Consider the following 11,666-nt stretch of genomic DNA (forward strand, 5'->3'; position numbering starts at 1 on the left):
CGCGACCGTGGCCCGGGCGGTGGCCGAGGCGGTCGTCGTCGCGCCGCCGCCGGCCGTGGCCGACGCGTTCGCCGTCGTCACGCCGCCGGCGGAGGCCGACGCGTTCGCCGTCCCGCCCGCCGACGCCGTCGCCCCGCCGCCCTGGGCGCTCGCCAGCTGGTCCTTGGCGGTCGCCAGGTCGGCCTTCGCCTGGGCCACCGCCACCCGCTGGCTGGAGTCGTCGATCCGGGCCAGCAGCTGGCCGGCGGAGACGTGCTCGCCCGCCTTCACGTAGATCGCCTTCACCCGCCCGCTGGTCTGGAAGTCCAGGTCGACCTGGTGGGCGGGCTGCAGGTTGCCGGTGCCGGAGACGGTCGACTGGACGACGCCGCGGCGGACGCTGACGATCCGCTCGCGGCTGCCGCTCGCCGGGTCCGCCGGCCCGACGACGATCACCGCGACCACGACCAGCGCCACCGCCAGGGCGGCGAGGGCGAGGGTCGACGGCGAGCGGCGCAGATCGTGCAGGCGGGTCATGGCTCCGGGGGTCGGACGGCGGCGACGGCCGCTCGCCCACCCGTCCGACGGGCGGCGCGCAGCCGACCGGGAGCACGGTGCCAGCCCTGTCGCAGAGGACCGTAAGAGCGCCGGCCGGCGCCGCGGCGGCGGACGACGCGACCCCGGAACGGCCGCGCGCCGCCCCCGGAGGAGCGGCGCGCGGCCGGCAGCGCGGGTCAGCGACCCGCGATCAGCGCTTGCGGACCTTCTTGCACGGCAGCCCGATCAGCGGCCGGCTGGAGCGCTTGGCGCCGTTGTAGCCCTCGAGCCGCGCGCTGCCCCGCAGCTTCCCGGAGCGGCAGAGGTTGCGGGTGTTGGCGATGATCCCGTGCTTGCCGCCGTTGATCACGAGCGTGAACTTCGTGATCGGGGCGTCGGGCAGCGACGGGAACGTCGTCACCAGCCGGTTGCGGCTGATCGCCGACATCGCCCGCACGTAGATCGTCGCCTGACCCCGCAGCGGCGCGAACAGGTGCGGCAGGGTCTTGATCTGGCGTCCGGTCTTGGGGTCGGTGCGGATGCCCTTGACGAAGTAGACCGGGCCCCGCAGCTTCTTCTCCAGGATCGGGGTCTCGGCGATCGCCGTCCCGATGATCGAGTCCCTCGGGCAGGCGTCGCGCTGGGCGTCGGCGTACTCGCAGAGCTTCTTCGCGTTGGCCGCCGCCAGCGAAACCGCGGTCGGCAGCGCGACGCTGGTGCTGCGGATCCCCGCCTCGCCCTCCTTCTGGGTCACGATCGCCGTGACGCCGGTGTGCTGCAGCCGCTTGGCCTGCTTGCGACCGGTGAACCGCAGCGAGACCTTGGGCTTGAAGGCCAGCGACTTGCAGCCCTCGAACGCCAGGTCGCTGGAGCCCTGCGCGGCGGTCCCGTCGATCGAGCCGAGCGCCGCCCGGACCTTGGCGGTCCCGCACGAGGTCGGGTTGCGGACGAACTTCGGGCGGTCGATGCCCAGCTGCAGCTGGCGCAGCCGCAGCGGGATCCCCTCGACGACCTGCGGCAGCGGGTCGCTCTCGACCACCACGTGGGCGTCGTTGGGGTCGATCCCGATCGACTGGCGGACGACGACCGTGCCGAGGTCGTAGGGACCGGCGATCGCGCGGATCATGGTCACCATGCCGAACGCCTGGCCGCGGTAGCCGTCGGTCAGGTAGACCGGGCCGGAGAGCGGGTAGGGCGCCGGGCCGGGACCGGCCTGGACCGAGGCGGTGCCGATCCGGCTGGCCTCGGGGCACGCCTGCTGCGCGATCTGGGCGCCGCCACAGCGCGGGACGCCCTTGATCTTGGCCAGCAGCCCGGGCGGCAGGTCGACCCGGACCCGGCTGAGGAACTGCTGGCCGTCGGGCCGGCCGAAGCCGACCGTCAGCGGCGCGTAGGCGCCGGACTTCGACGAGCCGGCGGCCGCCGACAGCGTCGGGGCGAAGGCGTCGCCGCCGCAGCCGCCGACCTGGAAGCCGGCGGGGGCGTCGACCGTGGCGCCCGACCAGCCGCCGTAGCGGACGTTGCCGGTGGCGCTGCCGCACGCCTGCGGGCTGGCGACGATCGCCCGCGGGCCGCCGTCGAAGCTCAGGTCGAAGGCGGTGAACGGCAGCTGCGGGTTGTGGTCGAAGATCGCCGTCACCTGACCGGTGGCGGGATCGGGCTGGATCGAGCCGACCAGCCGCAGCGTCACGCCGTGGCCGTCGACGACCAGCAGCAGCCGGTAGCGGTCGCCGGGCTTCGGATCGCCGACGTAGAGCGTGCCGACCAGCGGGTCGGGCAGCAGCGGCGTGGCGATCCGCGCCGTGCCGACCTTCGACGCGGCCGGGCAGGCGATCGGGTTGTGCGTCCCGCGGCCGAACTGGGCGTCGGAGCAGGTCTGCAGGCCGTTGGCCGCCGACGGGCTGATCGTCGTCCCCGGAGGCAGGGTCACGGCGACCCGGTCCAGGTGGGCGCTGCCGCGGACGCTGCTCGAGGTCGCCTGCGGCACCCGCAGGCCGACCGTCAGCGGCATCGGCGCGTCGTTGCCGACGTTGCCGGGACCGAAGACCGCGGTCGGCGCGAACGGCACGCCCGCGCAGTCGAGGGCACCGTAGGGGGTGTCGAAGCTGGCGTTGCGCTGCTCGCCCGCGTAGGACCAGGTGGTCAGGCGGGTCGTCAGCGGCCCGGCGCAGCGGGTCGGGTTGGTGAGGAAGGGGGTGTCCTTGACGGGGAGGGGCTGGCCGCCGGGGCTGCACGGTCCGGCGATGCCGGCCTCGAGGAGATGTGCCGTGTTGATGGCGCCCTGGACGATGCCGTTGTCCGAGTTCGTGCAGGACTTCCCCCGCTCTGCGTCGTGCGACGTCAATCCCGGCGTTCCCCAGAACGTCAGCTTCGATCGCACCACGGCCGGATTGGTGGGCAGGTTGCTGATCGTGAAGAACAGTCCGGCGTCGGTGGTGTCGCGAACGCCGCCGATGATCTGGATCGGCGACTTGTCGCCGTTGGCCTGGCCGGACGCCGGAGCCATCGCCGGGTTGAAGGCGAAGCGGGCGACCTGATCGGCCCCGATCGTCATGTTGTAGAGCGGAACCTGCAGCTTGAGCGTCTGACGGGTCGGCTGCAGCAGCAGCGCCAGCGTCGGGATCGTCGCCCGAACGGTCAGCTCCTGCTTCCCGATCTGCGAGCCGACGGGGCAGGACTTGGCGCTGAGCTGCGCGTCGGTGCATCGCGTGAACGCCTCGGGGTTGGGGACCAACCCCGGCGGGATGTCGACTCGGACGTCCTTGGTGTTCCCGACTGGCTCGCCGCTCCCGTCGGTCGCGAAGGTGAAGTCGACGATGCCGCCATCGGGATGCTCACCGGCCAGATCGGCATAGGTCGTCCCGTCGGGCCGCACCACCGTCCCGGTGAACGCCGTGATGTCGTAGGCGCCGGCCGTCGCGGCGACGCCCAGGCCGCCCAGCAGCGCGACCACGACGGCCAGCACCAGCCGGCGGACGGTCCGCGCCGCGCCAACAGGCGGCGGGGCGGTCGGATTCGGCAACGAACGATCGGATGGGACCGGGATCGGCAACACGCAGCTCTCCTCTGCTGCCGGTCCGCGTTCGGCCCCTCCCTAGGGCCGCGGGGGATCCACGGATCGGCGGCGACACCGTACGCTCACGAGACGCCGGCGTCCACCGAACTCAGCGAACGTATGGGAACGCGTCCAGGTAGAGCGCGATCCGAATGCGACGCTCGCCCCCGCGGCACCGCACGCGACGCCGCCGATCGAGGGCGGGGACGCTACCCGTCGGACACTCGCCCGTTCCGGTCGCGGCCGTCGACCCGTCGGGTCGCTGGCGTTGCGTACCTGGTCAGCAGGGCCAGATACAGCGGTATCGCGACGGCGACGATCAGTCCGATCTCGACGGCGCTCGACGCGATGAACGAGAGGCCGTCGGGCTCGAGCCAGTGGATGACCCGGTAGCTCACGATCGACAGCACGATCGAGAAGACCAGGAACCCCCGGTCGGTGAGGCTCCGGAGCCGCCAGCGCCTCATCGGCCGCCGCGCCCCCGCGCCCGGAGCACCGAGGGGCGGCGCCTCGTCACCCCGCCCGCCACTGCAACGCCCCCAGCACGATCAGCCGCATCTGCTGCTCGGCCGTCGCGCGGATCTCGGCCTCGACCTCGGGCCGGTCGAGCGGCGCGTCGAGGATCGACTCGACGGCCGAGACCATCATCGCCACGATCAGGCTGGCGATCATCTGCAGGTCGGCGGTCGGCAGGTCGCGCAGGATCGGGTAGCGGGCCAGGTCGGTCGCCAGCTCGCTGGAGAACAGGCGGATCTCGTGGCGGATCGCGGTCCGCAGCCCGGCGCTGCCGCCCGACCGCTCGCGGGCGATGAAGCGGAAGTGCGCGCGGTGCTCGTGGACGTGGCGGACGAGGATCGCGACCGAGGCCCGGATCTCGTCCCCCGGGGCGGCGACCTCGGAGCGGCCCGCGCGCAGCATCTCGCGCAGGGAGCGGAACGACTCGTCGACGAGGACCAGCCCCAGGTCCTCCATCGACTCGAAGTGGCGGTAGAACGCGGTCGGGGTGATGCCGGCCTCGCGGGCGACCTCGCGCAGGCTCAGCGCGCCGAAGCTGTGGTCCTCGAGCCGCGCGAGCGCCGCGTCGAGCAGCGCCTGGCGGGTCCGCTGCTTGCGCTCCTGGCGCGAGAGGCCCTCGTCGCCGGTCCGCTGGACGACCTCGTCGCGCGACGACCGCGAGCGGGAATGGCCGCTGCTCGATCGCCCTCCGCGAGATCTCGGTGTGCGCGATGTCACCGACACCAGAGTACGGATCGCTTGACCCGGGGCGCTCGGCCGCCTAACTTCGTGCACAGTTGTTCACCGAACACTCGTGCACTGAAACAGCCCAGCCGATGACGCCCTCCGCCACCGCCCCGCCCGCCGCCGCTCGCCGGAGCCGCCGTCGCGGTCTCACCCAGCGGCTGCTCGACACGCCGCTGGCCGACGCGCTCGCCGGCCCCCACAACGTCGACCACTACCTGGAGCTGCTCCGGCCGGGCTGGGCCGTCAAGCGGATCCGGGGCGAGATCGTCGACGTCCGCCACCAGAACGAGGACAGCGTCACGCTGACGCTGCGCCCGACCGTCACCTGGCCCGGCTTCCTCGCCGGCCAGCACGTCGAGATCACCGTCGAGGTCGACGGGGTCCGGCATCGCCGCTGCTACTCGCCCTCCGGTTCGGCGGACATCCGTGCACGGACGATCGAGCTGACGGTCCGCACCCACCCCGAGGGCGTCGTCTCGCAGCACCTCAAGCGCAACGCCCACGTCGGGATGTTCGTCGGCCTCTCGATGCCGATCGGCGACGAGTTCGTCCTGCCGCGGCCGCGGCCCGGCCGGATCGTCCTGATCAGCGGCGGCAGCGGCATCACCCCGGTGCTGGCGATGCTGCGGACGCTGACCGACGAGGGCTACGGCGGCGAGGTCGTCTTCCTCCACTACGCCCGCACCGCCGGCGACCTGCTCTACGCCGACGACCTGGCCGCCGTCGAGGCCGCGCACCCGAACGTCACGGTCCTGCGCGCCTACACCCGCGCCGGGCAGGACGGCGACCTGGCCGGCCACCTGACGCGCGAGCACCTGCGCGTCGCGCTGCCGGCCGATCGGGACGCCGCCGCCTTCGTCTGCGGCCCGGGCGCCCTGGTCGAGGCGGTCCGCCAGATCTGGGCCGAGGACGAGCTGACGACCCCGCTGCGCTACGAGCACTTCGCCCCGCCGGAGCTGCCCGAGATCGACCCCGACCAGCTCGGCCGGATCACGTTCGCCCAGAGTGGCCAGGCCGTCGAGGCGACGGGCCGCTCGCTGCTGGAGCAGGCCGAGCAGGCCGGGCTGTCGCCGACCCACGGCTGCCGGATGGGCATCTGCCAGAGCTGCAAGTGCAAGCTCGAGCACGGCCGCGTCCGCGACACCCTGACCGGCGACATCTACGGCGCGCCCGGCGAGGAGATCCGGATCTGCGTCTCGGCCGCCGTCGGCGACGTGACGCTCGACCTCTAGCCACCCGGCCCACCCGACTTCCCGGTCCCCGCACCGCCCCCGCTTCCCGGTCATCGCGACCGCCCCCGCTTCCCGACGTCCCCGCACGAGGAGACAGACCATGAACCCCGTCACCACCCCGAACGAGACCACCGAGACGCCCGCCGAGGCGACCTTCGTCCCGGCGCTCGATCCCTCGACGCCGCTGTCGCCGAGCGCGCCGGACCGCGAGGCGAGCGCCGCCGCGCGCCGCGCCGCCCGGACCGACGCCGGCGAGCGCCGCCGCATCGACCCCTCGCGCCGCGTGGCCGACGCGCCGCTGAGCGCCGTCCCGCACCTCTCCCAGGACGACCTGGACGCGTTCGGCCGCGAGATGGAGCGGATCCGGGCCAAGCACGTCGCCGACCTCGGCGAGCGCGACGCCACCTACATCCGCAAGGTCATCAAGGCCCAGCGCCGGCTCGAGATCGGCGGCCGGATCGCCCTCGAGCTGGGCTTCATCCCGCCGTTCTGGCTGGCCGGGGTCGCCGCCCTCTCCGCGTCGAAGATCCTCGACAACATGGAGATCGGCCACAACGTCATGCACGGCCAGTACGACTGGATGCAGGACGAGGAGCTCAACGGCCGGACCTTCGAGTGGGACACCGCCTGTCCCGCCGACCAGTGGCGCCACAGCCACAACTACATGCACCACACCCACACGAACATCGTGGGCAAGGATCGCGACGTCGGCTACGGCATCCTGCGGATGAGCGACGACCAGCCGTGGGAGCCCTACTTCCTGGGCAACCCGGTCTACGCGTCGCTGCTGGCGCTGCTGTTCGAGTACGGCGTGGCGCTGCACGACCTTGAGGTCGAGGACGCCCGCTACGGCCGCTGGGACTGGAAGGCGCGGCTGCCGATGATGCAGGCGATCTGGCACAAGGTCCGCCGCCAGGCCGGCAAGGACTACCTGCTGTTCCCGGCGCTCGCCGGCCCGTTCTTCCCGGTCGTCCTGGCCGGCAACGCGACGGCCAACGTGGTCCGCAACCTGTGGACCTTCTCGATCATCTTCTGCGGCCACTTCCCGGACGGCGTCGAGGAGTTCACCGTCGAGGAGACCGCCGAGGAGACCCGCGGCGGCTGGTACGTCCGCCAGCTGCTCGGCTCGTCCAACCTGACCGGCGGCAAGCTCTTCCACGTGATGTCGGGCAACCTGAGCTTCCAGATCGAGCACCACCTGTTCCCGGACATCCCGGCGCACCGCTACGCCGAGATCTCCGACGAGGTCCGCGAGGTCTGCGAGCGCTACGGCCTGCAGTACAACGGTGGCCCGCTCCCGTACCAGCTGTTCACCGTCGCCCGCAAGATCGTCCGGCTGGCCTGGCCGACGGGCGCCGAGGCCGATGCCTTCGTCGCCAGCGAGACCGGTGGCCGGCTCGCCAAGACCGTCGTCCGGACCCTGCGCGGCGCCACCCGCGCGGTGCGCGCCGCGGTCTAGCCGAGCTGCTCCGGTGCGCGTTTGGCACCTGTCAGGTGCCAAACGCGCACCGGTCGGGTGACGGCGGCGTTTCGCCGCAGATCTGGCACGGCGGGGGCGCCACGCGCAACCGCGGCCCGGCGATCATCGGGCCATGATCGACGCGCGGATCGCCAGCGTCGCCCGCCGTCAGCGTGGCGTGGTCTCGATCCGCCAGCTGCTCGCCTGCGGCCTGAGTCGTCGTGCGGTCGGGGCCCGGGTCCAGGCCGCGCGGCTGTTCCCGGTCCTGCGCGGCGTCTATGCGCTCGCCCCGCACCTCGACGATCGAGGCCTTCGCTACGCCGCGGTGCTCCACGCGGGTGGCGACGACCTGGACGGGACGGTGGTCCTGAGCCACTGGTCGGCGGCCGCCGCACTCGACCTCACTGCCGGGGTCCCACCCCGGCACCACGTCACGATCGTCGGCGTCAACGGCCGACGAGCGTCCGGCGTGGTCCTCCACCGCGCTCGCAGGCTCGACGGCTCGGACGTCCACCGCTCCGGGGGCATCCCCACGACCACCGCACCGCGGACGGTGCTCGACATCGCCGCGATCCCGTCCACCAGCGCCGACCAGCTCCAGCGGCTGCTGCGCGAGGGGCAGTACCGCCGGCTGATCCCCCCGGACGGCCTGCTCGACGTGGTCGCGCGCCATCCGCGCCACCCCGGCCGTCGCAAGCTGCGCCTGCTCGACCCGCGGCTGACGGCGCGCCAGGGCACCGAGAGCCCGCTGGAGGACGAGGTGGCGGCGCTGCTCGAGGGGCTGCCGCTCCCACCCGCGATCCGCCAGCTCCCGCTCACCGGGGCCACGGGCCGCCGTTGCCGCGCCGACTTCGCCTGGCCGGACGCGCGGCTGGTCGTCGAGGCCGACGGTCGCGACGGCCACGGCGGATCGGCCGCCTTCGAAGCCGACCGCGAGCGGGACGCCGACCTGGCCGCGGCGGGCTGGCTGGTGCTGCGCCTGACCGCTGCGCAGCTGCGCTCGTCGCGGGCGGCCACGGCGGACCGGATCGTGGCCACGCATCGCCTGCGCGCGACCGGCCGGGCGCCGGCCGTGACGGGCGCGACGGGCGTGACGGGCGATCCCGCGCCGACGCGAACGCCCGCCGAGACATGACGGCCCGACCCGAGCCGGCACCCGCGACGTGACCGATCGGCGCCGAGCATCTACCCTGGCGTACATGCCGACGCCGTTGGAGACGCGCAAGGACACCGTCCAGGAGGTCGTGGAGTCCGGCGCCACCCACGTCGGCCGGATCGCCACGATCATCACCGGTGCCGTCCGCGACGTCGCGCGGGAGCTCGGAGACTGGGCGACCGACGTCTTCGAGATGCGCGAGGCGTCGCAGCTGGCCCAGGCCGACCGCCAGGCCGAGGTCGCCGAGCGCGGGGCCGACGCGGAGAGCGCCGGCCCGGCCGAGGGCGACCGCCCCTAGCCCACGGGCGCCGATCGGCGCCCGCCGGCTCAGCCCTCGGCGCCGCCGAGGGCCCGGGCGCTCGCGGGATCGTCCACGGGCGGCGCGCCGCCGGGGTGCAGCGGGACCAGCCCGCGGCGCAGGACGGCGACCGCCAGCTGGGTGCGCGTGCGCACCTGGAGCTTCGCCAGCGCGTTCGAGACGTGGCTCTGGACGGTGTGCGGGGAGATCATCAGCTGCTCGGCGATCTCCTCGTTCTCGAGTCCCTCGACCACCAGCGCGACCACCTCGAGCTCGCGGGGGGTCAGGTTGCGCGGCCGCACCGGTCGCTGGCCGAGGGCGGCCAGCGGGCCGGCACCGGCCCGGTCGACCAGTCGCAGACGCGCATCACCACCCCGACCGTCGTCGATCGCCGGCGCGCGGTACCGGCGCCATCGTTCGGAGCGCGGTCCTCCTGTCGTCCACGGCATACGCCGTTCCACCCCTTTTCCTGATCGTCTCTTTGCACCCGAGAGGGGCGACCCGCACCCTCCCTGGCGTCCTGCTTCGCAAAGGTCCTGCACGGGGGCCGGGCGGACGCACCACGCGCCGCCCGACCCCCGACAGATTCGTGTGTCGCCATCCCCCCGGAAGGCGACACGCTCGGGTTGACCCCCCGAAATCCTAAGTCAACGACCCGAACGGTCGCCGCGCAATCCCCCATATCGACGATATTCACCTCCGCGCACGCCGACGTTCCAGAACCGGACCGCCGATGGTCGCGACCGTACACCCGGGGTCGGCGACCGTCCAACCCGGCCCCCGCCGCCGGCGGGGCCGCGGCCGAGTCCGCCCGGTCGCCGCGACCGCTCGATAGCCTCGAGCGATGTTCCCCCGCGAGGTCCAGGCCGCCGGCGGCGTGCTCGTCCGCGACGGCCTGACCGCCGTCGTCCACCGGCCCTATCGCGACGACTGGTCGCTGCCGAAGGGCAAGCTCGACCCCGGCGAGACGTTCCTCCAGGCCGCGCTGCGCGAGGTCGTCGAGGAGACCGGCCTGCGCTGCACGGCCGGCGAGGAGCTGCCCGAGGTCCACTACCAGGACCAGAAGGGCCGGCCGAAGGTCGTCCGCTACTGGCTGATGACCGTCGACGGCGGGACGTTCGCCGCCAACGACGAGGTCGACGAGCTGCGCTGGCTGTCGTTCGACGACGCCGCCGCGCTCCTGACCTACGAGGCCGACCGTCAGCTCCTGCGCGCGGCGCAGGAGCTGCTGGCCGCGGCCTGACCGCGCCGCTAGGTGAGGTCGAGCTTCGCGGAGGTGACCGTGGTCGCCCCGGTGGAGCTGCCCGCGGGCGTGAAGGTCACGGCGATCCGGAACTTGAGGGTCTTGGTCCCCGCCTTGGCCTTGCTGCGCAGGTAGCTCCGGCCCTTCGTCGTGACCGTCAGGCGGATCTTGGCGGGCTTGATCTTCTTGCCCTTGACCGTCCGGTCGCCGCGGATGACGGTCAACCGCTTGCCGTTGACCGTCCGCTGGACGCGGACGTTGTAGGTGCCGGGCCGGGAGGCCTTGATCGTCGTGATCGTCGAACCGACCCGGGCGTGGACGAAGTTCAGCCTGAACAGCTCGCCGAGCGGGCCCAGCGAGAGGAAGCTCCTGATGTCCGTGCCCGCCAGCTCGGCGATGGTCATCGGCGGCGTGCTCGAGCAGTACGGGGACGTCCCGCCGGGTGGGCAGACCGTCTGGGCCGAAGCACCGGTCGCGCCGGCGCCGCTGACCGCCAGCGCGAGCCCGAGCGTCGCGATCGTCTTCTTCTGCACGGGGGTCTCCTGTGGGATCGTGGGCATGCGGGTCGCGCGCCCTCGGAACCCCTATACGGCGACGCGTCGCCGTTCCTGACAGCGGTCATCGGCGATCGCACCGGGCCGCTCGCCCGATGCGCCATCATCGAGTCGACCCGTGATCGACCTGCACTGCCACATCCTGCCCGGGATCGACGACGGTCCTGACGACCTGGAGGGCAGCCTGGCGGTGGCGCGGGCCCAGGTCGACCGGGGCGTGCGGACGGTCGTCGCCACGCCGCACGTCGGCTGGGGGCACCAGAACACGGCCGAGGCGATCGCGACCGCGGTCGCGGACCTCAACCGCGAGCTGCGGACCGCGGGGATCGACCTGGAGGTGCTCGCGGGCGCCGAGGTCGCGCTCACCTACGCGGTCGAGCTGCCCGCCGAGCAGCTGGCGGAGCTGCGCCTCGGCGACGGGCCGTGGCTGCTGCTCGAGGCGCCGCTGACGGTCGACGCCCCCGGGGTCGAGGGGCTGGTCGGGCTGGTGCAGAGCCGCGGCGTGCGGATCCTCCTCGCCCATCCCGAGCGCTGCGCCTGCTTCCACGCCGACCCCGAGCTGCTGGTCCGCCTGCTGCGTTCCGGCTGCCTGGCGCAGATCACCGCCGGCGCCCTGACCGGCTTCTTCGGCCGCACGGTGCAGGCCCGCGCGCGCGGGCTGGTGGACGACGGCCTGGCCCACGTCGTCGCCTCCGACGCCCACGACCCGATCCGCCGGGTGCCGGGGCTGCGCGAGCCGATCGAGGAGGCCGGCCACGCGCCACTCGCCGAGTGGCTGACGACCACCGTCCCGCGGGCGCTGCTGGACGGCGTCCCGGTCCCGCCGCGGCCGGCGCTGGCCGAGCCCAGGCGGCGCCGCCGCTTCCGCCGCTGACCCGCCGGCCGGGCGGCGTCAGCCGACGCGCCAGGCG

The 11,666-nt window shown here is 73.6% G+C and carries 11 protein-coding genes and 1 pseudogene; 6 read left to right on the top strand and 6 right to left on the bottom strand.

Translation table 11 applies throughout. The features are described from left to right. The 4 genes and pseudogenes from PAI11_RS06670 to fabR all read right to left on the bottom strand — a co-directional run. Positions 1-516: pseudogene (locus PAI11_RS06670) on the bottom strand (hypothetical protein); the annotation flags it as partial. 211 nt (positions 517-727) lie between these two features. Further along, positions 728-3,538 (bottom strand): hypothetical protein, encoded by a 2,811-nt coding sequence (locus tag PAI11_RS06675; RefSeq protein ID WP_138974140.1) that lies wholly within the window; start codon positions 3,536-3,538, stop codon positions 728-730. A gap of 242 nt (positions 3,539-3,780) precedes the next feature. Next, a complete protein-coding gene (locus PAI11_RS06680) occupies positions 3,781-3,981 on the bottom strand; it encodes a hypothetical protein (RefSeq protein ID WP_138974141.1) in 201 nt (66 codons plus the stop codon). 103 nt (positions 3,982-4,084) lie between these two features. Continuing rightward, positions 4,085-4,810 (bottom strand): HTH-type transcriptional repressor FabR, encoded by a 726-nt coding sequence (gene fabR, locus PAI11_RS06685; RefSeq protein ID WP_007572198.1) that lies wholly within the window; start codon positions 4,808-4,810, stop codon positions 4,085-4,087. Between the two features lie 92 nt (positions 4,811-4,902). Between fabR and PAI11_RS06690 the strand changes: the two genes are divergently transcribed. From PAI11_RS06690 to PAI11_RS06705, 4 genes are all read left to right on the top strand, one after another. Continuing rightward, positions 4,903-6,045 carry a ferredoxin reductase gene (locus PAI11_RS06690; protein WP_007572199.1) on the top strand — a complete coding sequence of 381 codons (1,143 nt, stop codon included), beginning with the start codon at positions 4,903-4,905 and terminating at the stop codon, positions 6,043-6,045. A 100-nt stretch (positions 6,046-6,145) separates the two neighbouring features. Beyond that, positions 6,146-7,504: a fatty acid desaturase family protein gene (locus tag PAI11_RS06695; protein WP_007572200.1), complete on the top strand. Its 1,359-nt coding sequence runs from the start codon at positions 6,146-6,148 to the stop codon at positions 7,502-7,504. A gap of 133 nt (positions 7,505-7,637) precedes the next feature. Continuing rightward, the gene (locus PAI11_RS06700) at positions 7,638-8,639 is read left to right on the top strand and encodes a DUF559 domain-containing protein (RefSeq protein ID WP_007572201.1); all 1,002 of its coding nucleotides are present in this window, start codon (positions 7,638-7,640) and stop codon (positions 8,637-8,639) included. Positions 8,640-8,703: 64 nt separating this feature from the next. Then, a complete protein-coding gene (locus PAI11_RS06705) occupies positions 8,704-8,958 on the top strand; it encodes a hypothetical protein (RefSeq protein WP_007572202.1) in 255 nt (84 codons plus the stop codon). Between the two features lie 29 nt (positions 8,959-8,987). Here PAI11_RS06705 and PAI11_RS24055 read toward each other — a convergent pair whose 3' ends face one another. Then, a complete protein-coding gene (locus PAI11_RS24055; protein ID WP_007572203.1) occupies positions 8,988-9,260 on the bottom strand; it encodes a helix-turn-helix domain-containing protein in 273 nt (90 codons plus the stop codon). A gap of 542 nt (positions 9,261-9,802) precedes the next feature. Between PAI11_RS24055 and PAI11_RS06715 the strand changes: the two genes are divergently transcribed. Continuing rightward, on the top strand, positions 9,803-10,201 hold the full coding sequence (locus tag PAI11_RS06715; protein ID WP_007572204.1) for an NUDIX hydrolase: 399 nt from the start codon (positions 9,803-9,805) through the stop codon (positions 10,199-10,201). Positions 10,202-10,209: 8 nt separating this feature from the next. Here the strand turns inward: PAI11_RS06715 and PAI11_RS06720 are convergent, their stop codons facing one another. Further along, positions 10,210-10,761 carry a hypothetical protein gene (locus tag PAI11_RS06720; RefSeq protein WP_138974142.1) on the bottom strand — a complete coding sequence of 184 codons (552 nt, stop codon included), beginning with the start codon at positions 10,759-10,761 and terminating at the stop codon, positions 10,210-10,212. 112 nt (positions 10,762-10,873) lie between these two features. Here PAI11_RS06720 and PAI11_RS06725 point away from each other — a divergent pair, with 112 nt between their 5' ends. Continuing rightward, positions 10,874-11,629: a tyrosine-protein phosphatase gene (locus tag PAI11_RS06725; protein WP_007572206.1), complete on the top strand. Its 756-nt coding sequence runs from the start codon at positions 10,874-10,876 to the stop codon at positions 11,627-11,629. Positions 11,630-11,666: the final 37 nt, after the last annotated feature.

Source organism: Patulibacter medicamentivorans (assembly GCF_000240225.1).
In the GTDB taxonomy this organism is placed as follows: Bacteria; Actinomycetota; Thermoleophilia; order Solirubrobacterales; family Solirubrobacteraceae; genus Patulibacter; species Patulibacter medicamentivorans.